At 39.6% G+C, this 23,989-nt stretch carries 24 protein-coding genes, 2 pseudogenes and 1 riboswitch; of the genes and pseudogenes, 1 reads left to right on the top strand and 25 read right to left on the bottom strand.

What is annotated here, in order from left to right; translation table 11 throughout:
• Window positions 1-27: 27 nt before the first annotated feature.
• From rpsA to dnaE, 14 genes and pseudogenes are all read right to left on the bottom strand, one after another.
• Complete coding sequence (rpsA, locus tag HUK49_RS03340) at window positions 28-1,263, bottom strand: 30S ribosomal protein S1 (RefSeq protein ID WP_098044580.1); 1,236 nt, start codon at window positions 1,261-1,263, stop codon at window positions 28-30.
• A 72-nt stretch (window positions 1,264-1,335) separates the two neighbouring features.
• Window positions 1,336-2,022, bottom strand: coding sequence for a (d)CMP kinase (gene cmk / locus HUK49_RS03335; RefSeq protein WP_102168823.1), 687 nt, complete (start codon window positions 2,020-2,022; stop codon window positions 1,336-1,338).
• Between the two features lie 11 nt (window positions 2,023-2,033).
• On the bottom strand, window positions 2,034-2,600 hold the full coding sequence (locus HUK49_RS03330; protein WP_102168822.1) for an SAG1386/EF1546 family surface-associated protein: 567 nt from the start codon (window positions 2,598-2,600) through the stop codon (window positions 2,034-2,036).
• Window positions 2,601-2,661: 61 nt separating this feature from the next.
• Entirely contained in the window at window positions 2,662-4,128 is a 1,467-nt protein-coding gene (locus HUK49_RS03325; RefSeq protein WP_191912641.1) for a RecQ family ATP-dependent DNA helicase, read from the bottom strand.
• Window positions 4,121-5,158 carry a helix-turn-helix domain-containing protein gene (locus HUK49_RS03320; RefSeq protein ID WP_191912640.1) on the bottom strand — a complete coding sequence of 346 codons (1,038 nt, stop codon included), beginning with the start codon at window positions 5,156-5,158 and terminating at the stop codon, window positions 4,121-4,123. The genes HUK49_RS03325 and HUK49_RS03320 overlap by 8 nt, the downstream gene beginning before the upstream one ends.
• A 149-nt stretch (window positions 5,159-5,307) precedes the next feature.
• Window positions 5,308-5,889 (bottom strand): ECF transporter S component, encoded by a 582-nt coding sequence (locus HUK49_RS03315; RefSeq protein WP_191912639.1) that lies wholly within the window; start codon window positions 5,887-5,889, stop codon window positions 5,308-5,310.
• A gap of 118 nt (window positions 5,890-6,007) precedes the next feature.
• Window positions 6,008-6,125: riboswitch (FMN riboswitch) on the bottom strand.
• Window positions 6,126-6,186: 61 nt separating this feature from the next.
• The gene (locus HUK49_RS03310) at window positions 6,187-6,909 is read right to left on the bottom strand and encodes a pseudouridine synthase (RefSeq protein WP_191912699.1); all 723 of its coding nucleotides are present in this window, start codon (window positions 6,907-6,909) and stop codon (window positions 6,187-6,189) included.
• 3 nt (window positions 6,910-6,912) lie between these two features.
• A pseudogene (gene scpB / locus HUK49_RS03305) lies at window positions 6,913-7,512 on the bottom strand (SMC-Scp complex subunit ScpB); the annotation flags it as partial.
• Window positions 7,499-8,272: a segregation and condensation protein A gene (locus HUK49_RS03300; protein ID WP_191912638.1), complete on the bottom strand. Its 774-nt coding sequence runs from the start codon at window positions 8,270-8,272 to the stop codon at window positions 7,499-7,501. The gene HUK49_RS03300 and the pseudogene scpB, both read right to left, overlap by 14 nt.
• Window positions 8,262-8,621 (bottom strand): reductase, encoded by a 360-nt coding sequence (locus HUK49_RS03295; RefSeq protein ID WP_191912637.1) that lies wholly within the window; start codon window positions 8,619-8,621, stop codon window positions 8,262-8,264. Before HUK49_RS03295 ends, HUK49_RS03300 begins: the two co-directional genes overlap by 11 nt.
• 23 nt (window positions 8,622-8,644) lie before the next feature.
• Window positions 8,645-9,523, bottom strand: a complete 879-nt coding sequence (locus tag HUK49_RS03290; protein WP_191912636.1) for a tyrosine-type recombinase/integrase — start codon at window positions 9,521-9,523, stop codon at window positions 8,645-8,647.
• The gene (locus tag HUK49_RS03285; RefSeq protein WP_102168813.1) at window positions 9,507-10,403 is read right to left on the bottom strand and encodes a CvfB family protein; all 897 of its coding nucleotides are present in this window, start codon (window positions 10,401-10,403) and stop codon (window positions 9,507-9,509) included. Before HUK49_RS03285 ends, HUK49_RS03290 begins: the two co-directional genes overlap by 17 nt.
• 151 nt (window positions 10,404-10,554) lie before the next feature.
• Window positions 10,555-11,976, bottom strand: coding sequence for a pyruvate kinase (gene pyk / locus HUK49_RS03280; protein ID WP_191912635.1), 1,422 nt, complete (start codon window positions 11,974-11,976; stop codon window positions 10,555-10,557).
• A 170-nt stretch (window positions 11,977-12,146) separates the two neighbouring features.
• Window positions 12,147-15,497, bottom strand: coding sequence for a DNA polymerase III subunit alpha (gene dnaE / locus HUK49_RS03275; protein WP_191912634.1), 3,351 nt, complete (start codon window positions 15,495-15,497; stop codon window positions 12,147-12,149).
• 118 nt (window positions 15,498-15,615) lie between these two features.
• Here dnaE and HUK49_RS03270 point away from each other — a divergent pair, with 118 nt between their 5' ends.
• A complete protein-coding gene (locus HUK49_RS03270) occupies window positions 15,616-15,822 on the top strand; it encodes a DUF2929 family protein (protein WP_040531151.1) in 207 nt (68 codons plus the stop codon).
• 56 nt (window positions 15,823-15,878) lie between these two features.
• Here the strand turns inward: HUK49_RS03270 and HUK49_RS03265 are convergent, their stop codons facing one another.
• The 11 genes and pseudogenes from HUK49_RS03265 to HUK49_RS03215 form a co-directional block, all read right to left on the bottom strand.
• Window positions 15,879-16,676, bottom strand: a complete 798-nt coding sequence (locus HUK49_RS03265) for a metal ABC transporter permease (protein WP_102168658.1) — start codon at window positions 16,674-16,676, stop codon at window positions 15,879-15,881.
• Window positions 16,676-17,344: a metal ABC transporter ATP-binding protein gene (locus tag HUK49_RS03260; RefSeq protein WP_191912633.1), complete on the bottom strand. Its 669-nt coding sequence runs from the start codon at window positions 17,342-17,344 to the stop codon at window positions 16,676-16,678. Before HUK49_RS03260 ends, HUK49_RS03265 begins: the two co-directional genes overlap by 1 nt.
• Before the next feature lie 2 nt (window positions 17,345-17,346).
• Window positions 17,347-18,261 carry a metal ABC transporter solute-binding protein, Zn/Mn family gene (locus tag HUK49_RS03255; RefSeq protein WP_191912632.1) on the bottom strand — a complete coding sequence of 305 codons (915 nt, stop codon included), beginning with the start codon at window positions 18,259-18,261 and terminating at the stop codon, window positions 17,347-17,349.
• A gap of 280 nt (window positions 18,262-18,541) precedes the next feature.
• A pseudogene (locus HUK49_RS03250) lies at window positions 18,542-18,712 on the bottom strand (peptidase T); the annotation flags it as partial.
• A 374-nt stretch (window positions 18,713-19,086) separates the two neighbouring features.
• A complete protein-coding gene (locus HUK49_RS03245; RefSeq protein WP_235980954.1) occupies window positions 19,087-19,560 on the bottom strand; it encodes an RloB family protein in 474 nt (157 codons plus the stop codon).
• Entirely contained in the window at window positions 19,553-20,839 is a 1,287-nt protein-coding gene (locus HUK49_RS03240) for an AAA family ATPase (protein WP_191912631.1), read from the bottom strand. The genes HUK49_RS03245 and HUK49_RS03240 overlap by 8 nt, the downstream gene beginning before the upstream one ends.
• A 156-nt stretch (window positions 20,840-20,995) precedes the next feature.
• Window positions 20,996-22,102, bottom strand: a complete 1,107-nt coding sequence (locus tag HUK49_RS03235; RefSeq protein WP_191912630.1) for a LysM peptidoglycan-binding domain-containing protein — start codon at window positions 22,100-22,102, stop codon at window positions 20,996-20,998.
• 1 nt (window position 22,103) lies between these two features.
• Window positions 22,104-22,541 carry a phage holin, LLH family gene (locus HUK49_RS03230; RefSeq protein WP_191912629.1) on the bottom strand — a complete coding sequence of 146 codons (438 nt, stop codon included), beginning with the start codon at window positions 22,539-22,541 and terminating at the stop codon, window positions 22,104-22,106.
• Window positions 22,541-22,864 (bottom strand): hypothetical protein, encoded by a 324-nt coding sequence (locus HUK49_RS03225; protein WP_148444712.1) that lies wholly within the window; start codon window positions 22,862-22,864, stop codon window positions 22,541-22,543. Before HUK49_RS03225 ends, HUK49_RS03230 begins: the two co-directional genes overlap by 1 nt.
• A 259-nt stretch (window positions 22,865-23,123) precedes the next feature.
• Window positions 23,124-23,261: an XkdX family protein gene (locus HUK49_RS03220; protein WP_235980952.1), complete on the bottom strand. Its 138-nt coding sequence runs from the start codon at window positions 23,259-23,261 to the stop codon at window positions 23,124-23,126.
• Window positions 23,262-23,263: 2 nt separating this feature from the next.
• The gene (locus HUK49_RS03215; RefSeq protein WP_191912628.1) at window positions 23,264-23,635 is read right to left on the bottom strand and encodes a hypothetical protein; all 372 of its coding nucleotides are present in this window, start codon (window positions 23,633-23,635) and stop codon (window positions 23,264-23,266) included.
• Window positions 23,636-23,989: the final 354 nt, after the last annotated feature.

Raw genomic sequence — 23,989 nt, 5'->3', positions numbered from 1 at the left:
CTTTCTAAGTTAAATATGTGGTCTCGATTACTTCAAGCCCTTTAATTGATCACCAATTAAATCACCCATTGAGAAGCCACTTTCTTCTTCAGGGGCGTTGTTCATGAAGTTACGGTTATTGTTACGACGAGGACGACGACGACCACGGTTTTCGTTACCGTTGTTTTCTTCATCCTTTGGACGTTCTTCAAGAGCCTTCATGGATAAACCAAGTCGTTGATGTTCAGGATCAACATTTAAGACCTTAACCTTAACTTCTTGACCAGGCTTCAATACATCAGCTGGTGTAGCAATGTGCTTGTGAGAGATTTGGGAAATGTGTACCAAACCTTCAACACCAGGGAAGACTTCTACGAAAGCACCAAAACTGGTTAACCGCTTTACAGTACCAGTAAGAACACTGCCTTCTGGAGCCTTTTCTTCAATATCATCCCATGGTCCAGGTAATGTTTGCTTGATTGAAAGTGAAATCCGTTCACGTTCAGGATCAACATTTAAGACCTTAACCTTAACTTCTTGACCTGCTTCCAATACATCTGAAGGCTTGTCAACATGATCGTAAGAAATTTCAGAAACGTGAACCAAACCATCAACACCACCGAGGTCGATGAAGGCACCAAAGTTAGTCATCCGAGCAACCTTACCTTCTACAACGTCGCCTGGTTGAAGCTTAGCAAAGATTTCCTTAGCTGCTTCTTCGTGTTGAGCTTGAACAATTTCCTTGTGAGAAAGGATAAGACGGTTTTCACTAGGTTCGATTTCGATAATCTTGAATTCAAGTTCTTGACCCTTAAATTGGTTCAAGTCTTCTACGTAGTGATCAGTAATCATTGAAGCAGGGACGAAGCCACGTACTCCGGCATCAACTACTAAGCCACCCTTAACAGCTTGGGTAACCTTAGCGGTAATGTGTTCACCAGCATCGAACTTCTTTTGAACGTCATCCCAAACTTTACGTGCTTCAAGACGACGGTGTGAAAGTAAGTAGCTACCATTTTCCTTATCGTTACCGATCTTAGAAATAACTACTAAGTCAAGTTCGTCACCGACTTTAACTGCGTCATTGATGTCTTCAACTGGCTTGGTTGATAATTCCTTAGCAGGGACGACACCTTCAACCCCTGCATCTTTAATACCAACGATAGCTTGGCGATCATCATCAATTGCCAATACTTCACCCTTAACAACATCACCCACTTTTACAGTTTCAATGCTATCAAGAGCTTCTAACATATCGTTTTTGTTTTCGTTGTTTTCAGCCATTAAAAAAAATCCTCCTTGCGACAATCAACTCTAAAAACCATTTTACTAGATGAGCGCTCACATTTCCAGTAATTATGCTAAATGTTTTTCAGTTTTTTTAATTATTTTACTAATCTCGGCAACAACCTCATCAATTGTCAAACTGGTTGTATCCAATCGAATAGCATCACTAGCTTGAGTTAACGGTGAAACCTTCCGCGTTGAATCTTTTTGATCACGTAATTCGATTGCCCGCTGTAGCTCTTCTAAACTTGTGGTTGTAATCCCTTTTTGCTTGTTTTCCAAATAACGGCGCCGTGCCCGTTCATGAGCAGTCGCTACCATAAAAATTTTAACTGGAGCATGAGGCAAAACTGTCGTTCCAATATCACGACCATCCATTACAATTCCGCCTTCAGCTGCAATTTGCCGTTGCTGTTTTGTCATTTCCTGACGCACGGTTGGGATCGCAGCAACTGCCGAAACATTTTTGGCAACTTTAGGAAGTCGAATGTCTCGTGTCACTTCCTGCCCGTTAATAAATACTCGCTGTTCTGGCTCTGCTGGTTGAAAAGTGATCTTGATTTGCTTTGCTAGCTCACTAATTTTTTCGGTATCAGTCATTGCTAATCCTTGTTGTAAAGCTGCAAGGGTAACCGCCCGATACATTGCTCCCGTATCACAATAGACATACCCGAACTTCTTGGCAACCCGCTTAGCAACGGTGCTTTTACCCGCTGAAGCTGGTCCATCAATTGCAACCTGTAATCCCATCGTCATTCACTCCTCATTTACCGTACTCTTAACTGTTGTCCTGGCCTCAAATGGGCATTCGGGGTTAAACCATTTAACCGCATTAACTCATTAACAGAAATTCCGTTTTGTGCTGCAACACGATATAAGCTACCATTGCGAGGAACAGTAGCGTAGCGAACCATACTTGATGATTGACTCACTGATGAGGAAGAACTTGTACTAACCGATGAAGAACTACTCATACTTGTTGCTGAGCTCTCATTAGCCTTACTAGACGAACTCAGAGAATTGTGCTTTTTTGAACTGGCTTCCCGTTCCTTTGGCTGGGCTTTTTTTTTATTTGATTGTGACTGCGCTAACCGTTCAGTTCTTACCGGATGATTCATCGTTTGCTTATGATTAACCCAGTATATCAGCGGAATAGCTGCCAAAATAATTATTAAAACGATCAAGACAGTGGTAATAGTAGAGTTATGTTCTCTTTGCCGCCGATGTTCGGTTCGTGACAGGTGACCATCACTACCCAAATCTTCACTATCAGCAAACTTCTTATCCCATAGCCTGTCGTTAGCTTCACGACTTTCTTCCCGTCGTTCACTCATGGTTGCCCCTCCTTTTTATAAAATTAACATTCTGATTGTAGCGCAAATAATCATAGAATGTCTAGTTTTCTTTATTATGATTAATATTAAATAACTGATAAAGTCGTTCTTGCCAATTTAGTTTTACCGTTAGTTGTGAGTGCTTAGTCAGTCCATCATCGTTTTTTTCAAACTGTTGAAGTAGCGTTTCGTCAGTAATATCACAACATGGTACTTGGGATTTAACCAGCTGTTCACCGAAATATTCTAAAATCATCTGTCGGCGGCATAATTTAGTATTATTTACGTATCTTGCCATCCAATTCAAATGCTCCTTTAGACTTGCTTGTCTGCTTTTAAATGCTTTTATAATTGTCTCACCGTCATAGCCGTGTCGTAAGTAAAAGGTAAATAATTCTCGATTATCTCCCAATACACTACTAGGTTGGCGCTTTTCCCTTACAGCATCTAATAATTTCTTATCAGGAAGTTCAATATGGTTTAGCGTTCGTTGAATCTGTTCATCACCTGGAGAATACAGAAGCAACGCTAGACTTGGCTTGCCATCACGACCTGCCCGTCCGACCTCTTGGACATAGCTCTCCAGATTCGCTGGTTCATGAAAATGAATGACAAAGCGGATATCATCTTTATCAATTCCCATTCCAAAAGCACTAGTGGCACAAATTAACTGAACCTGGTTATCCATAAACTGTTGCTGTAAACGGTAGCGGTCTATTGGAGCAATTCCCGCATGGTAAGCAGCCACGGTCTTCCTTGTTTTCTGATTTAACGTTTCAGCAAACTGTGTAGCTAATTTACGACTTGCAAAATAAATAATTCCAGAACCTGCTAATTGATTAACTAGATTAATTAGATACTGCTCCTTCTCATTAACGGAAAGGAAACGTTCTACCGCATAATAAATATTGGGCCGATTCACAGAACGAATTACTTGAGTAACCGTGTTCTCCTTCAACCCCATCTTTTGAATAATATCCCGACGTACTTCCGGAGTTGCCGTGGCCGTCAGTAAAAGTGTCGTTGGTGAACCAAGCTGCTTTCTCACTGAACTAAGCAAAAGGTATTCTGGACGAAAGTCAGGCCCCCACTGCGAAATACAATGAGCTTCATCAACAACAAACAACGTAATCCGAATTTTCTTTAACTTATTAATAATTTCAGGATTAGCAAGTGTTTCTGGCGAAGTAAAGATAAATTTAAACGAAGACAGACGCTGTAAGGCCTGGTGACGACTTTTACCAGTTAGCTGGCCATTGATCATTAGAACCCGTTTTTCACCAGAACGGTGAAGCCGATCAACTTGATCCTGCATCAAGGAAATTAACGGTGACACGATCAAGACTGTCCCGGACAACAAGTATCCCGGCATTTGGTAAAGCAATGATTTTCCACCACCAGTCGGCAAAATAGCCAAAGTATCTTGATGATTAAGAACTGCTTTAATCGTTTCCTGTTGACCGTCACGAAAAGTGGTGAAGCCAAATTGCTCATTTAGTTTTATTAACAGTTGCCGATCACTAATCATTTACTCTCTCCTCATACAATTGGTAAAGACGGAAGTAATAGAACGCCGCCGGTCCTCCTGGGACAATTTCGGGATCAAATTGCCAATCTACTATTTTCCCTTGATAGCGTTCAGCTAGTTGAGTCCGAATGCTTACTGGCAAAGCTCGATCCCAATCAATCGATTCAGGATAAACGATTGCAGCTTCTAACAAATGTTCACGAACAGTGTTAGCCTTGATCCCCCTTTTTTGGGCAATTTGACTAATTGACATCCCTTGTTGATATAGCAGCAACGTTTGGTTAGCACTTTGACTTAACGGACTATTTGCCAGCAGATCCGCTAACAAACGATTTAAGACTCCGTGATAGCTATTAGCAAATGCAGCAATTGCTAGTAGGGCATCCTGCTTAATAATTGGTAGTTGGTAACCGGGAAGCTCTAGCTGCCTGCTAAACTGCATATCGTTTTTACCAGTAATTTGATGACCAATGAGGGAATAAAAGAAATAATTAGCTAATCGCTCATCAGCACTTTCCAATGAATCGCCAAATAATTCAAGCTCCCGTACAAGATCACCAATTATGTTTCCATGCCAGCTAAGAAGCCACTGTTTTACAATTTGCTGTTCATGATATTCATTAACTACCGGAGCATAATAGCGATTATGGTACGACGCTTCAGAGGCAACTTGTATACCGAGCAATAATCGTTGCTCAATCCGTCGAGTATTAGCTAACCAGTACCAATCAAAGAAATGAGGTTGATACTGTCTACTTGCTAACTCCTCTTGTCTTAAAACTCCTAAAGTAGTTAACAGCACTTGTCCAGCAGGATCTCGCTGAATTAAATTAGCCTTAACTAACTCTTCAATTGAATTTTCAACCTGCTGCCGTTCTAATGAGCGGGTTGCTCCCGTCCATTTGAGAATACCGTACTGTTTAGCCCAGAAGAGGGTTGATACAGTTCGTCGGTTCCTTAACGTATTTTCAATCACCCTGATCCGTCGTGGCTGACGTTCATCAAAAAAGCTTAACAAGAAGTTATTCATTTTTTCACTCTCCACTCTAATTAATTATAACGAAAAGCAGTGAAAATGATCTGAAATAAAATTAGATTATCTTTAAAATAGACAAAAAGACCAGTCTCCAATGTCCATCTTAATTGAACACTAAACACTGATCTTAAAGGTTTTAATTATTATTGTTCGAGCTGCTTTTGACTAAGCCAAGATTTTAAGCGAACGGCCACTAATGCAAAAACGGCTGAAACAAGAACTCCCTTAATCAAATTAAATGGAATAACTGCCACCGCAATTAATTCCGGAATTGGCAAAGTTGACTTCCAATTCCACAACGCCATGTATAACGGTGTCAGTATCCACCAATTTAATAGGGCCATCACTACAACTAGAGTGGCTGTTGCTAAAATACTTCCTAACCATAATTGACGCTTGAACGACCACGACTTATGCTTCCATGCCCAGCAGAATGGTAACAGCAAGGCCAATGACGATAGAAAGTTACCAAGAATTCCAACCAATTCACCGGCAGAAAAGCCACGCGTCATTGCATGAATTAGGCACTTCAAGAAAGCAACCATTACCCCAGCAGCAGGACCATAGATAAATCCGCCAATTAATACTGGCAAATCGGAAAAATCCATTTTTAAATAAGGGGCAACCGGTAAAATAGGAAATTCAAACAACATTAAAATAAACGCCAACGCACTTAGTGAGCAAACACCTACCATTTGGTGAACTTTTTGATGAGATGTAACCATCAATAACAACCTCCTATTGAGATTGTCTTCAAAATTACCTAAACATAAAATAAATGCACGTTACCTAATTTGTCCCTCGGCAACGTGCATTTTATAATTCATGTTTAAATAAGTGTAGTAGAATCTTCTGCATACCAGACTATACTGTCGGCTCTGGAATTTAACCAGATCAACCATAAAAATGGGTTGCGGGCTATACCGCCGGTCGGGAATTTCACCCCGCCTTGAAGACAATTTCTATTAAATTTTACACTTGTATTTTACAAGTAATTTTTCAAACTGTCAACGCTTGACGTTTTATTTGCTGATCTTCTTTAAAAGCTTAACCTCGTCCTGTTTTAACTCCCTAAACTCACCATACTGCAAGCCATGGAGATCTAATGGTCCATAGGTTTCGCGATGAAGTTTTATTACAGGATGGTGGATTGCATCAAACATTAGCTTAACTTGGTGATAACGTCCCTCATGGATTGTTAACTTGACTAAACTAGTCTGCTTTTTATGGTCAGTCTCAATTAACCGACTCTTTGCCTTTTTGGTTAACCGACCATTAACCTCAACACCAATTCGCAATTGCTTCAAATCATTATTATTAATGATTCCCCGCACCTTTGCAATATATGTTTTCTCTACTTCAAATTTTGGGTGCATTAGTCGATTGGCAAGTTCTCCATCATTAGTCAATAGTAGAATACCAGTAGTATCATAGTCTAACCTCCCGACCGGGTAGACCCGTTCTTCTACTCCTTCTTCCTTTAAGATATCCACAACCGTTCGCCGTCCCTTATCATCATGAGCACTCGTAATGACAGCGCGGGGCTTATTTAATAAGTAGTAGACATGAGCTTCCCGGTGTAACGGCACACCATCAACCACAACTTCATCATGGTCACCAACCTTAATTCCCATTTCTGTCACGGTCTTTCCATTAACTTGAACGTGACCGTTAGCAATTAATTTTTCTGAAGCTCGGCGCGATGCTACTCCTGCTTCAGCCATTACCTTTTGTAGACGTTCCATTTCTTCCTCCTGTTGTTTTTGTCGTGCCTGTAAGGCTTCCAAGAACAAATCACCATTCATGTCATCCAAATCGAGATCTTCTTGTTTAGCTAGTGGTGGTAACTCCTTCAACGAAGATAGGCCAAAATAATCTAAAAAGCTATCCGTTGTTACATATAAGAACGGCCTTCCGGGAGCATCCAATCGCCCATGAGTATCAAGCAGTCCCCGAACCATTAATTTCTGAAGTGAACCTGAACTCTGAACACCACGAATATCATCAATCTCTAAACGAGTAATTGGTTGACGGTAAGCAACAATCGCCAAGACCTCCAACAATGCTCGTGTTAGCGGAATCGTTAGCGGCACTTCAAAATAATGCTTAATAACTGGCGACAACTCGTGTTTAGTTGCTAACCGGTATGTATCGCCACTATTTAATAACACAAGTGCTGAATTAGGATCGTTTTCATACCTTGTTTTTAATCGTTGAAGCAATCCAAGTATCGCCGGCTTCATAAAACCGGTAATTTTTGATAAGTCGCCTAACGTAATTCCTTCATCTCCACTAATAAAAAGGAGCCCCTCAATTTTAGCTAGATTTGTCGGCTCAATATTGTTCACTCTTTGATCCCTCCACTAAAATAATTGGCCCGAATAACTCGTTCTGATGAACAGCAATCGCCTGATGTTTGGTTAACTCTAACACTGCTAAAAAGGTTGTTACTAGTTCGTCACGGGTACACTGACCAACAAACAAATCATTAAACCTCGTTGCTGCCTGCTTAACAGTTGCAAAGACCTGGTTCATCCGTTGAGCAACACTAATTTTTTCCGCTGCCACCGTCTCGTGAACCGGTGCGGTTAATTGGCGTCGCCGAAGAACGTCTGCAAATGCTCGTTGAAGCTGGCCAAGGGTAACTCCCGGCTCAACATGCTGCGCAATCATCTCAGCAGGAACATGCATTGCTGGTCTGGTATATTCAGCTTGGCGAAAATCAGCCTTATCTTTTAAATGAGAGGCTGCTTTTTGGTAACGCTGATATTCCAGTAATTGTTCAACTAATTCTTGTCGCGGGTCTACCACTTCTTCGTTTGTTTCCTCTTCTTCTACTTCTGGTTGTGGTAGTAATAAGCGACTCTTTATATTCATTAACGTTGCTGCCATCACAAAATAATCACCAGCTACTTCAAGTTGGTGACTTTTCATCGCCCGTAAATAATCAAAGTATTGTTGAGTAATCTGCTCAATTTGAATATCATAAACATCCATCTTTGATTGACGAATCAAGTGTAAAAGGAGATCGAGTGGTCCTTCAAAGCCACCAATCTTTAAAGTAGGCTGAAAAGGATACCGTGGAATCACTTCTTGATCATTTTTCATTGTTTCGCTCCCAGTTTGATATTAGTGGTTGTGTTTTTAACGTTCCCATTAACCGACGATCTTGGTATTGCTCATGAATTGCAGTTAATAGCGCATAAACATTTTTTCCAGAACGATCAGTCGGCGTAAAAGAAAGGTGGCGAACCAAGACGTACTTTTCTCCTACCTCTATCACAATGATCCCAATAAAATGGTTATCCTCAGTATCTTTCCATAAGAATATCTGGTAATTTTTATCTAAAGAAAATTTGATCGCGCTTGCTAGCTGATCGTAATCTCGTAATTCTGGAAGAAAGGATAGGAGACCCATTGCAATTTTTTGATAGTCTTTCCGGTATTTAACTAGCATACTTTCCTCCCTTTTTAATTAATTCAAGCTCGTGGGTGACAGCGATGATAAATTGCCACAAGTTCTTGCGTATTAAAACGAGTATACGACTCAAAACTTTCTCGACCAGTTTCTCGGCCAAGGAGCGCCTGGACCGCTTGCCAACTAGCACCATTTTTTAATAAGTCTGCGGTGAAGGTATGGCGAAGCGTTTGTAATGTAATTTCCTTTGATAAGCCAGATTTCCTAACAATCTCCTTAAAGTTTTTCCAAACCCCCTGTCGTGTCATTTGACCGCCACGAGCATTTAAAAAAACATAGTCACTCGAATTGTCTGCCGTTGCTTTAAGGTATTTTACTAACCATTCCTTAGCCATTTTACCAAGAGGAACAATGCGTTGGTGACGAGGATTATCTTGAAGTTGCAGGATTTGTAAATCAAAATGAATCTGCGACCGCTTTAAAGTTATTAATTCACTAACCAGCATTCCCGTCCCATACATCAACTCTAGCAGCGTCCGGTCACGCAAGCCAATAACCGTAGTTGTGTCAGGGATCGCAAACAACTGCTCAATCTCTTGTTGGGATAACGTTACGGGAGTCTTTCTTACTGCTACTTCTTCAAGATCGATATAGTCCATTGGATTTACCTGAACCTCATGTCGACGTAAAAGGTAACGATAAAGTTGGCGAAGACTTGAGATTGTCCGATTAATTGTGGTACTAGCACGATCCTCATGTTTCATCTCAGCAATAACATTAATTACCGCATACTGGTCTACTTCCTGCCACGTATTAATCCCGTTGGCGGCAAAGAAAGCTGCACATTGTTCTAAGTCGTGGCGATAACTTTCTCCTGTATTTCGTGAACGGCCCTTTTGAGTCATTAAATAGTTAATAAAGTGATCAATTGTTTCCTGCATTATCATTCTTCTTTTCTCGGAGAACTAGTTGCCCTTCCTCTTCCCTCACTAAGTCGGCTTTTAAGAGGTGCCCGATTGCTCGCTTAAATTGTCCCTTACTAATTCCAAAGACTTCTCGTATTACACCTGGGTCAGTTTTATCAGTATATGGCAAACGATGGTTGGGATTATGCTCTAACATTGCAAGAAGCATTTTTGCATCCTCGTTAATTGCTTGATAAGCTCGGGGCTTGAGAGACAGGTTCAATCCGCCATGAGAAGAAAGACCAATTACTCGAGCTTTCACTCGTTGACCAAGACGTGGTTCCTGATCACGTTCACTTGGATGAATGTAGCCAAGGTGGTAACCATCAGTTAATACAAAGGTACCACTCATTTTTAATCGATAAACAGTTGCATAAGTATCCTGATTCAACAGTCGTTTATTAGGAGCAGTCGAAATAGCCTGATAAATCTGCTCATCTGCTAGCTTACCCCAAATCCGGTTCTTATCATCTACTTGAAGCGCGAGGAGAAGCCGATCGCCTGGTTGTGGCCAAAGGTGCTTTAATGATGGCAGATCGTCTAAGGAAACTGCAATATCCTTATTTGGCAAACCAATATCAACGAATACTCCTAAATCTCGACGGACACTAACTACAGTTCCGTAGTCATAATGATCCACCTGAACGGTTGGAATATGCTTACATGTCATTTGTAGTTGGTGATCTTCATTTTCGTAGACAAATCCCCGAACTTGCCCACCAATATGCAAGACTTGAGGGCTCTCGTCTTTTGGTAACCGGTATGTTTGCCCGTTACGATCAGGTTGGACAAAATAATCCTTTTCGTTCTCATCAATCATCACTGCTGTAACAACTTTTCCTAATGCTGAATTCATCAACTAATCCCACTTTCATTAATCCGATTTCATTTTACTAATAAATAATTTTACACGGCTCTAATCAATTTTACTAGTATTACGGGAAACAAAAAGAAGCTGAGAGTTCCTCTCAACTTCTTTCATTATTCTGATAACTTTATAGGACTAATTAGTCAATAGTCTTAATCCGCATCATGTTAGTAGCACCCTTAACACCCAAAGGTACACCGGCAACAACAATAATCTTGTCGCCCTTCTTAGCAAAGCCAAGTTCTACAGCCTTCTTGGCAGCCAAGTCGAACATCTTATCAGTGTTGCTCATTTCGTCAACAACGAATGGTTGAACACCCCAGTTGATCATCAAACCGCGTTCTACCCGTTCGTTAGGTGTAAGAGCAACGATATCAGCGTTAGGACGGTACTTAGAAATCATCTTAGCAGTGTAACCAGATGCAGTGTAAGCAACAATAGTGTGAATATCTAAGTCCTTAGCAGCATTAGCAACAGCGGAACCGATAGTTTCAGTAACGTCTGACTTATCCCAATCAAACTTTTCAGTACCAAATTCCCAAAGGTGGTTTTCAGCCTTAATGTCAATAGCGTTCATCATGGCAACTGACTTAACAGGGTAGTCACCGTTAGCACTTTCACCAGAAAGCATGGTTGCATCGGTACCGTCAAAGACAGCGTTAGCAACGTCAGATACTTCGGCACGAGTTGGCCGTGGGTTTTCTTGCATTGAGTCAAGCATTTGGGTAGCAGTAATAACTGGCTTACCTAATTCGTTACAACGCTTGATCATGTGCTTTTGAACAATTGGCACATTTTCAGCAGGAATTTCAACACCCATGTCACCACGAGGAACCATCAAACCATCAGAAACTTCAATGATTTCTTCGAAGTTGTCGATACCTTCTTGTGATTCAATCTTAGGGAAGATTTGAACGTCTTCCATGTTCTTTTCCTTAAGGAGTTCACGGATATCAAGGACGTCTTGAGCCTTACGAACGAATGAAGCTGAAATGTAATTAATCTTGTTATCCAAACCGAAGCAGATATCACTGCTATCCTTTTCAGTAATTCCTGGTAAGTTGATAGAAACGCCAGGAGCGTTAACACCCTTCCGAGAACCAAGTACACCATGGTTAAGAACATGGCAAACAAGTTCCTTGTGTTCTTCATCCTTTTCGTCGATCAACATGTCAATTAAACCATCATCGAAGAGGACGTGGCCACCAACATGAGTATCATCGTAAAGGCCTGGGTAAGTAACGGCAATCTTGTCATGAGTACCTTCGATTGAAGGATCCATGGAAATACGAACCTTGTCGCCGATTTCGTAGGTAATCTTACCTTCCTTTTGAACAGTTGTCCGAATTTCAGCACCCTTGGTATCAAGCATCAAACCAACGTGCTTACCAGTAATTTCTTCGGCCTTCTTAACGTTTTCCATCCGACCCAAGTGTTCTGGGTGGTCACCGTGTGAGAAGTTAAACCGGAAAATATTTGCACCAGCATTAATTAACTTAACAATGGTGTCAACATCTGTACTTGCAGGACCAAGTGTACTTACAATCTTGGTTTTCTTCATAAATGAATCTCTCCTTTGCATTTATGCATCAACTGCGGTTTGCAATCGCATACCTCATTTGCACAGCCTTATGATAGCACTTTTTAAAATCTGTGTCTGTACTTTTTTGTGAAAAGATATCAAGAAAACGCTATCATTCAATAAATCTCATTAACTCTTAATTTTTTAACTCATTGCTGACTTCGCTTAAGAACAACATTGTCCTTACCAAGGATTTTTATCAGTCCCTGACGCGTTTCAGCCTGTGAATTCAACCATCGTGACTGTGGTTGAATCTTTTTTTGGTCATTTTCAGGATAATAAATAATCACTGGAATAGGTCCCCGATGAGCTGTCATAAACTGATAAAGTTGTTGGAGGACATGCTGATTATCATTTTCTGGCATGATTCGCAAGAACCACCGTTGTTGAGTGTGGCGTTGCTGTTGACGCAATTCATTAGCGTCCCGAATTTGATCAACAATTACCTGAAGGCCATGTCCCTCTCGCTGCTCTGTATGTCCAGTAATCATCACTACCTGGTTACTCTTCAATAATGACTGATATCGGGTATATTGCCGCGGAAAGACTGTGGCTTCAATTTCGCCAGTCTGGTCCGTTCCTGAAAGAAATGCCATTTGACGGTGATCCTTTTTAGTATGAATTGTTTTAACCCGATTAATTAACATTAATATCACAACCGTTTGGCCAGGTCGGAGATGACTTGCTAGCTGGACTCGGTATTTAATTGCTAGATCTTGGTATTGGGTCACTGGGTGTCCTGAAAGATAGACCCCTAAATATTCGTTTTCCTTTGCTAAGCGCTCCGTTAATGGATACTCTTGCCGAGCAGCAATTGTAGACTGCAATTCAGGATCTGCCCCTAATTCATTAGTGCTACTAAATAATTGAATTCCAGAGATCAGCATTGGCAATGCATCAATCATTTCGGCACGGTTATAGCCAAGATCATCAAATGCGCCCGCATAAATCAGTGGTGCAATTAATTCCGGCTTTTGCCATTTACTGGCTAAGCGAGAAATGAAATTACGAATATCCTTATAGGGACCATTTTGGTTTCGTTCTTGAAGAATTTCACGAATAAAGTCGCGACGAAGCCCCTTGATAGCAGTCAAGCCGAAGAATAATTGATTCCGAGACAGTGAAAATTGCTGCTGACTTTCATTAATCCGGGGACCGACTAGCTTAACACCTGAACGACGGGCATCCTGAACATGCATCTTTAATTTATCGACGTTTGGTTCAGCATTCATCAACGCGGTAAAGAATTCAGCAGGATAATTGGCTTTTAGGTAAGCCATTTGAAAGGCCATTTTTGAGTACGCAACCGCATGTGACCGATTAAATCCGTAGTTAGCAAACTGGTCAATATAGTTAAAAACGCGCTCTGCTAATTCTGCCGAATAGCCATTTGCTTGAGCACCCTTCATGAATTTAGTCCGCATCCCCTCCATTGTCGCACGCTTCTTCTTACTCATTGCACGACGCAAAAGATCGGCTTCACCCAGACTAAATCCAGCCATTACCGATGCTAGCTGCATTACTTGTTCCTGATAGACTAAGATACCATACGTTGCTCCCAAAATTGGTTCTAGTGATGGATCTGGCAACTGGTAATTCTCTTTCCCCTGTTTACGAGCAATAAAATGGGGAATATTTTCAAGCGGACCCGGTCGGTAAAGCGCATTAACCGCAACAATGTCTTCAAAACTGTCAGGATGAAGATTGACTAATACTTCCCTAATTCCCGCTGATTCAAATTGAAATACACCATCAGTTAACCCTTTTTGGAAGAGAGCTAACGTTTTAGAATCCGTTAATGAGATTTTGGAAAGATCAAATTGGGGATTTTGCTGACGAATCAATTTTAAGCTATTATCCATTATTGAAAGATTCCGCAAACCAAGGAAGTCCATTTTTAATAGCCCTAATGCCTCCACGGTATCCTTTGGGAACTGAGTCATCAATAACCCTTCACTTCCGTTCTGCAGAGGGACAATTTCATGAAGCGGCTTTTCAGATAAAACAATCCCCGCCGCATGAATTGAGTAGTGACGAGGCAAACCTTCTAGCTTTTGTGCTACTTGATATAGCAATCGATATTCTGGGTGATCGTTCAAAAGGTTACGTAACCGCTGAGACTCTTTCAAACTCCCTGCCAGACTAATGTGCAACCCATGGGGGAGCGCTCCTGTTAATTCATTGATTGCAAAACGGTTTAACCCAAAGACCCGACTCACATCACGAATAACTTGCTTAGCGGCTAGCGTCCCAAAAGTAATAATTTGAGCCACCCGACTGTGTCCATACTTCTGGTGGACATATTCAAGAACCTCACTTCGCCGATTATCAGGAATATCAAGGTCAATATCCGGCATTTGAGCTCGTTCGGGATTAAGGAACCGCTCAAATAAAAGATTATATTGTAGCGGATCGATATCAGTAATTGCTAATGCATAAGCTACTAATGATCCCGCGGCTGATCCTCTTCCCGGATCAGTTGTAATTTTTGTCCGGTGAGCAAACCGCATTACGTCCCAAACAATCAGGAAATAGTCATCGAATCCCATTTCATGGATTACTTTTAATTCCTTAGTTAACCGTTGTTGATAGTCAGTTAGTTTTAACCCCGGCGCAATCTGCCGTTTTTTCAATCCCTCAATACATAAGTAACGAAGATATTCAGCAGAAGATTTCCCCGTTGGCGTATCAAAGTGCGGGAGGATGGGCTGCTTAAATTCAAAGTCAATATTACACTTTGCTGCAATTTCGACCGTTTTTTCAGCCGCTTGCTCAAGATCGACTGCTTGGTAGGCCCCTAAAACATCTGCCTGGGGTTGAAGATAGTTCTTTCCAAGTTCTTTAGCTTTTTCTTCAACGTTTTCTAACTGAGTATTAGCATCAATTGCCTGAAGGACCTTACTGGCAAATAGATCATCTGCATTCAAATATTCAACTGGGCTAACCCCCACTAATGGTAAAGAATGGCTCGCTGCTAGTTGGCTCAGTGTTGATCGTTGAATTTGGTCTAACTGGGGATTAATTCCTAAAAGGAGACTGTCCCGATCAGTACTTTCATGAAGAAGATTAACAACTGCATCCTCGGCTTTTAACCAGCTAAAAACTGTCGATTGCGGTGGAATAATAACGTATAGTGATGAAAGAAACGGTTTAATTTGTTCAAAAGTTAACGGAAGCATATCATGCTCACTCGTTTGTTGACGAGTGGAAATCTCCATTAAATTTTGGTAGCCTGACCGATTTTTAGCTAAAAACAGTAATTCCAAGTTCGTCCCGTCAACATTGTTTAACGCAATTGTTAATTGCAAGCCGATTATTGGTTTGATACCTGCTTTTTTAGCGGCATTATAGAAATCAATTGCCCCATATAATACATTCTTATCGGTCAATGCAATTGCAGAGTAACCGCGTTCCTTTGCGGTTGTGACCAATTCAGTAATGCGAATCGGGCTTCTTAACAGAGAAAAACTACTTTTTACTTGGAGCGGTACAAAATCCACCTTCACTCATCCCCCTTTCATTAAGAAATTATAACAAATGTCGTTAAATTATGCTGTGAAAGGCTAGCGAGATTATTTAGTAAGTGTTAAAATTATTTTAATTGAGATGGATAAGGAGATGTTCCGAGTGAAACTATTAGAAGCAAACATCGGTGCTGGTGTCATTGCTCTCATTTTAGGTGAGATCTTAGCTTACATTGATAGTCAACTAGAAACAATGACCCCAGATTACCTACTTACTGGTATTTTGGCCGTTGTATTCGGTTTAGTTGCCGCTAACTGTGTATACTTCATCACACGAAAAGCTGATCCATCAAAAAACTAATTCCTAAAAGAACTAATAAAAAGAACCAGGAAAGTTAACTTTCCTGGTTCTTTTTATTATGCCGCCCCACTATATTTTTGTTTAATTAGGGCACAACAATAAATTACAACTTCAATCACGGCAATAAAGAAACTAACTGGCCAATTAGTTAAGTAACCCAGAAATAGTCCTGTCCAGGTTCCTAAAAGGGAAAAGAGGATCGCCAGGCCAATCATTTTAGCAACTCCATGAGTAAAATATTTAGCACTAGCTGCCGGAAGAGTTAATAGAATAAAAATCAACAATGAACCAACTATTTGCGCTGCTACACTCACGCTCAACGCTAAAACAATTAAGAAAATGACTGAATATAGTGCAGCATTAAGTCCGCTTACCCGCGCGCCAATAGCATCAAACGAGGTGAACTTCAGCTGCCGGTAGGTGATAAAGATTACCATCAGGACAACGATTGATAACCAGATCAATTGTTGAACTTCACCTAAGTTAATCCCGACAACACTACCAAACAAAATATTAGTTGCTGAACTAGCATTCTTACTGCTTAGAGAAAGAAACAGGATCCCTAAGCCAATAAAAAGAGCGGAGACTGCACTCGTTACTGCCTCACGACGGGATTCTTTAATACTCATTTGACCAACAAGAATCGAACTAAGCATTGTGAAAAGGATCATTCCGTTCAAGACTGGCCAGCCAATAAAGACAGCAAATGCTCCTCCGGCAAAACCAATTTCCGATAAGGTATGAGTTAAAAAGGATAAGTTTCTGGCAACAACAAAAACGCCAACAAAGCCACTAACTATTGCAATAAAGGTACTAGCAACAAAAGCATGACGCATAAAACTAAGCGTTAACATTACTCAGCCTCCTTTTCCGGGTGAGGAAGTTCATTAATTGGACCTGTCAAATAACCATCCCCAGTCATTTGAAGGAAACGAGTTCCATAATGTTGAGCTAGATCCCAATCATGGGTAACAAACATTACACTCAATCCCTGCTGTTGAAAACGGGTAACAAGATCCAATAATTCATACTTCATTTCATTATCCAAACTAGCTGTTGACTCATCAAGAATTAATAAGCCAGGCTTGGGAAGCAGTGCCTGCGCTAAGTATGCTCGCTGCTTTTCTCCACCAGACACCAGCCCTAACGGCCGATCAGCAATCTTTTGTAAGTTAGTTTGACTAATTATTTCGTCTACCCGTTGACGTTCACTCGTTCTCAACCACGGGAGAAAGCTATGCTGAACATTCAACGCAATGAAATCACGAATTGAAAGCGGATATTCCTGATCAATATTCCGAAATTGCGGAACATAGCCAATTTTGGTTTGCGGACTAATTATTATTTCACCCTTTTGCGGCTTAATGAAACCCAACATTGAGCGAACAAGAGTTGTTTTACCAACACCATTTTCCCCGATAACTACCAAAAAATCTCCCTGGTTAATATTAAAGCTTAAGTTATCAATCACTTGATGATTACCATAGGCAACCGTTAAATCATTAACTGCAACAATTGACATTTTTACTTTTCCTCCTGCTGAATTCGCGAAAGATTCCGATACTGCGAAAGCATCCACTCCTGATAACTTTTAGCATTATTTGGTTTAGTTTCCGTTACCTTAAGCACTGGAACATGATTTTCACGGGCTAGTTTTACTAATCCATTAACGACATGGTCGCTAGTTTGAGAATTTTCGACAAAAAAAGCGATCTGATGGTTCTTTATCGCAGATTGTAGTTGTTGAATATCATGTGGCGATGGATCATTGCCATCTTCAATTGCTTTCTCAAAATGCTGATCCACTATCTGGTAGCCAAGCGATGTTAATGAGTAATCAAAAACCGGTTCACTAACCGCAACCTTATTATTTTCCGAATTAACATTGGCTTTAATTTTCGCGATTTCCTGATCTAACGGTTTCAAAGAATCGATGTACTTTTGGGCGTTTTTATGGTAGTAGGCACGGTGCGCTGGATCAAGTTTACTATATTGATGAGCTAATTGTTGAGCTAATTTTTTCATCGTTGCCGGTTCATACCATAGGTGCTCATTTTGCCCGGAATGTTTTCCCATCAGCTGGCCAACATTAATTACTTCTTGAGAATGCCGATGACTACTAGATTTAACAACTTTATTCAACCACTCATCATAACCTAAACCGTTTTCAACCACCACGTTGGCATTCCCTACCTGCTTAGCCTGAGCGGTTCCTGGCTGGTAATCATGAGGATCAACAGAGGCATTATCAATGATTGATGTTACTTTACCGTACTTTCCGGCAACCTGCTTAGCTGCTTCCCCATAAAAATTGAGACTAGTAACTACTTGGATTGGCTTTTTGTCAATATTGTGCGTTTTAAACGGGATGCAAGATAAAACTAAAACAACTAGTAATAGACTAACTAGACACCCTACACCGATAAAATATTTCTTCATTCTGCTCTCCCCTTTTAAGAGTAATAATTACTATTAAGAACAATTGATATCTTACCGAACTATTCGCTTGAATGCAAGGCAAAACTGAATAATTACTTAAAAAGGTGAAAATATGGGAACGTGACAGAAATCATTTCTGATTTTGTTTTCACGTCCCCGTCGACACGCAGCTGGTCCTTAGAAAGCACAAATGGGTTTCAGAATTCGGTTTTACCGATTACTGAAGCCCATCATTTATGTTAGTGTGTTATCCGTAATTTCGATTTTTAATAAATATTCATTAGTTCACACTATTTAATTCATTAATCTTAAGAAGAACATCTAGTGCCTTTTCCATTGTTTGCAGAGAAACATATTCAAACCGACTGTGCATATTTTCTCCACCAGCAAACAGGTTTGGTGTTGGCAAGCCCTTATAAGAAATGGTTGAACCATCAGTACCACCACGGATTTACGATTGCGTTTCTTCAGCATTTCGTACATATCTCGAACCACTATCATTACAAGCTTTTTATTGATTTTATGCTTTAATATTTGCACAGTAATTTCAGTGATTACTCAATTTAAACCTACCATTCGTCTACCGGTAGAACACACCCGACACCTCAAATGAGGTGCCGGGCTATCTGGTCCACTCAAACTTAACTTGCCTGCATTATAACATAAACTGCTGTTCGCTTTACGGAAATAAAAATAGATTAAATCAATTTAAAGTATATCCACCCTAAAAATTTCCTTCAAATATTTATGAATATTTACATAAGGATCATCCTTATCCATATTACTATGAAAATTTTCAAGTTGATTAGCATTTTTCACCGCTTCTTAAACTTTATTATATAAATATGGTCTATAGCTAGATCCTTTAAATTTTTCATAGTCCTGATTAAAATATTTTTTTGTAGATAATTTATTCGTCAATTGTTTTCTTGTATAGGAGCGCATAACGGGTTCAAAATGCATCAGAACCCATATTTCAAAGCTTACACTGCTAAATAATATAGTAACACCCTTGCGCTTTGCTATCTTTTGGCAACGTTGAATATCATCTATGGTTTTATCATCCCTATCAAATACTACATATATTTTACTCTCATTATTATTTTTTCCCTTCAACTTTGCTTCAGTTATTAATTTCTCTCCTGATTCACCTAATGATTTTATGTTCAACTTTTGCGAATGTACATTTCTAGCATTATACTTCTGACTAAGCATTTTAAAATACTGTTCTTCTGATTTTCCTTCACAATATATTCCGATTATTTGACGTTTCTTTTTATGCCCCCTTTTTCTACCCATGTATTGTACCTCCAAGTTTCTTATTAACATTTTCTAGAACATTTGTAAGTCCTTCAATATCAATAACCGGAACTGCACCGTATACTCCTTGAATATATTTTTTTGCAAGATTAATATCATGCCTTGCATTAGTCCTTGAATCAGTAAAATCGAATGCCGACTCAAGCTTACTGCATCCCATAAAGTTCTTTTCAACAAAATAGATTTGGTCAATTCTAATATCATTATCCAAAAGATTATAATCATGAGTTGTTAAAATGTACTGGTTATTATTTTGCTTTGAATTAAAGATATTGCCCAAAGCTGACGCTAATTCATGATGAAGTGAATCATCAAATTCATCAATAATTAGCGTTTTACTATTCCCGTTTATCTGAGAAAAGATCATAGCCAAAACAATAAAAAATAATCTCTGAGTCCCGACTGACTCCATTTCTAATGGTAATTCTTCTTTTCCACTAAGTTTTCCCTCATCGTTATATACCTCATGAACAGTATATAATTGCAAAATATTTTGAGGTGTTTTTTGATCCATCATTTGAAGAATTTTCTGAGCCTTTTCGGGAATATTTATAGAAAGTTTCCTAACTTTTATGTCTGTTATATTAAAGTCAGCAAAGTTGAGAAAGCTTACCATCTCTTTTTTCAAATCTGGTTGCTGCATCAATTTCAAAAAATCATTAGGTATTCTAACTGAAGTATTAACAAACATTAGATCTTCAACAAACCATTTGTATACTTCAGAAGCATATTCATCATTTTCTTGCTGAGCTAAGTACAGAAACAGTTCATTCTTTCTTAATTTTGATATCGAATTAGTTAATAATTTTGGAATCTTTTCAAACTCATTATTTTTTCTATTAAAGTAAGTCTTGCTTTTACCATCAATAATTACTACTAATTTTTCTTTAGTAATAGTATTTGAATTATAAGAGAAAGAATATTCATATATATTTTCTTTTCTTTTTAACTTAACGTAGAAACTAGTTGGTTTGTTTGACGTTTTAGGATTAAACAAGAAAGGAGTATATTCTAATTTATCTGTTACTGTTTGAGTTCCACGAATAATCATATTTTGCATGCGTCCCAGTCCATTTAGTAACTGTGATTTTCCTGCTCCATTTGACCCAAATATAAGAATATTTTTCAACAAAGATATGTCATCATTCTCAAATGTGTTTGTATATTTATATTTTCTTAATCTTTCACCGGTTTCTGCTGAGAAAAGTGCCCTCTCTTTAAAAGAAGTATAGTTCTCCAACCCAAATTCTATTAGCATATCCACCATCCTCTTTTAAACAAAATACTATCATATTTTCTTTATATAATCACAAAAAAATGTGATTATATTCCATATATTATATTTTAAATATCAATATAATCCAAAAATCCCTAGCAGCCATTGCATTATGCAACTACCACTAGGGATTAACTTCTATAATTGAATTGTTTGACCAACGAAAATCATATTTGGATTAGCAATGTGATTCTTACTTGCTAATGCCTGCCAAGTTGTCCCGTGAGCAGAAGCGATTCCGGATAGGGTATCGCCAACCTTGACCGTATAAGCGTTAGATTGACCAGTACCGCCAAGAATAATCTTTTGTCCCACATAGATAACGTTGGGGTTAGCAATGTGGTTAAGGCTTACTAAACCAGAGACGGTTGTACCAAACTTGCTGGCGATCCCACTTAACGTATCGCCCGCTTGAACGTAATAAGTATTCTGTGGTGATGCATTACCTGTCACCTTTAATACTTGGCCTACTTGAAGCAGGTTAGGATTGCCCAGACTGTTAATCGCTGCTAAGTTTTGCCAAGTTGTATTGTACTTTTCGGCAATTCCGCTTAGGGTATCGCCTGATTGCACAATATATGTCCCGGTAGCTGATTTACCAACATGTTCTGCTGGTTGCGGTGCTGGTACTGGGGTACTTGGTACACTACCGCTTGCTTCGCCAGTAGTAAAGGCGCCGTCAAAATCAAGGCTGGTGTCAATCCCCATAATACCGTGATCGGTATATTGCCAAGCGTTCGCATTGTCGATTCCTAGTGAAGTAACCCCATAGCCAGCAACCCACTTCTTCCGGTTGCCAAAGCCATGACTATTTAGAATGCCACCAGTAAAGAAACTCCTCATTGAGTAGACACCAGTGCTCTTATAGCCAAGTACTTCTACTTCTTGCAGAAAGGCTAAGGTAGCTCCTTGATAATCACTTGCTGAGTTAACCTCTGCATCATCAATCATCAAGGTATCGTCATACATGCCATACTGCCGAGCAACCTTGACAAAGAATCGGGCTTCATTTTGTGCATCCGGAATTGAAGTATAGCGAGCAAAGTGATAGCAAGCTACCCTTAAGCCCACCGCCAGAGCATTGCGAATTTGTGCCGCTGCTCGTGGGTTAATGTAATTAGAGCCATCTTCACTACCTTCAGTTAGCTTTACAACAACCCCTTGTGCTCCTTGATTCTTAGCTGCTTGAAAAAATGCTACCGTATCAGGTTGGTAACTTGAAACATCAATAAATGGGTTAAGCATACTACTTTACCTCCTTAGGGTCAATTGCCTTTACACTACCATCTGGGACACTAGCATGTGCTTTTTGTCCCAAAGCGTCCGAATTTGGCTTTACAAATGTGAGCGATGTTAAAGGCGATTTCTCATAAGCTGACTGCACCGCTGATTCAATTGATTTGACATCAACGTTAGTAAAGCCTTGCTTAGCAAGTGCATCTTGTACAATTGCCGTTGCTTGGGCGAACTTAGCATCACCAGTAATGTCCTTACTTACTAAGGAGTTGACTGCCGTATTAGCAACCTGTTCAATGAAGCTCCACAGCTCTTTTGATTGAGTAGTTTTGGCATGTTGAACCTTGCTGTGTAGTAAGTTCTTCCCTGCATTCATGAGATAAAAAATAGCGGTAGAAACAACCGCTGTAATTACATATTCCGGAATTGCATTAATAATTTCATTCATTATTTGTCACCCTTCTTAAATACTTCATGCTCTAAATTGGCAATCCTTGTATTTCGTACTTTTGCCTCACCAATATGCTCCTCAAAGCGATCTTCTAGTGAATCAACCCGATCGGCTGTCCGATTGGCTGTTGATTCAATCGAATCCATTGTGTGACTTAGGTTATCAATCTTTACAATCAGATCCTTTACCACATTTGACAGCTTTTCAGTTCCATTCTTAATTGCTAAGTTAAGCAACCAAATCAAGAATCCACCAACGATTGAAAAAATAGTTACGATTGCCAACAGCTCATCCCACGAATACCCCGCAATGCTATGCATGTATTCACCTCCAATCTACAAAGATTATTTATGATATAATATGTTTACAGATAAAGATTACATCGTGTGTAGTGAGTATTTTCCAGCTCACAAGCCGGTGTGGGTGGATGCCTTTTTGGCACCTGCCTTTTTTATAGCCGCCCATAATAAAAGCGTGCGATTGCGTTAAATTTTTAACGCTTTCGTACGCTTTTTACTATGTATTGTGTATTTCTTCGGCGACTATGTGTTAGCTATATCCAGCTATCTAATTTACTATCTAGGCAACCGTAGCTGGTGCCACGTAATCCTTACCAGTAATTTGCTTGTACTGTTCTGGTGTGATTACCACATTAACATACCCTGTTACTACATTACCTAGGATAAACATCGTTTTAACAAATTCCATCCAATCCATAATTAGTTACCTCCATTTTCTTTCTTATCTTTCATGGTTAACTGTGCTAACTGCAAGCCTAGCTGATTAATTGACTGCTTTAATTGCTTATTTTCAGCTGTTAATGACGCAACTTGTAAACCAAGGGTATTCATAGCCTGTGCACTTTCACTTGGTTTAATGTTAGCTTGCTGTTGCTGAATTGTGGCTTCCACTTGTTGTTGGAATGTTGCATTATCCATTCCGCCAACCCACTCAGTGCCATTGAACTTTTGATAGCTCTTGGTTGGATCTGGCACTACCGTTGTCGTATATGGCGGTAAATTATTGGCATCAACGACTTCAATTTCAGCTAATAGATACCCATAATGTTGATCATACATAAATGCTTTCATCAGATTTCACCTCCTATTGTTCAACTGTAAGGTTCAACAGTGCCCAATTATCCCAACGATTACCTGCCCATGCTCGATGTTAACAACGGTTTTAAAATGTAGGAAATCACCGATTTGAAATTGTCGGATTTCCTACATTTCTTTATACTGGTTTCATCAATTATTTGAGGTGATTGTATGAAATCAGAGTTGAAAAAGGAGTTAATGTTATTCAAGATGACCAAAATCAAACTAAATTATGCGGCCTTAGGCCGCAAATATAATTGTGATCCGAGAACTATTAAGCGTTATTTAACGCAGAATCATGCAGATAAAAGGAGAAATAGTAAAAGAAGGAGTAGCAAATTAGATCCA

Source organism: Limosilactobacillus portuensis, from assembly GCF_014838735.1.
Lineage (GTDB): Bacteria > Bacillota > Bacilli > Lactobacillales > Lactobacillaceae > Limosilactobacillus > Limosilactobacillus portuensis.
The sequence above is the reverse complement of the archived record's forward strand: the minus strand, read 5'-3'. Positions and strand labels throughout refer to the sequence as shown.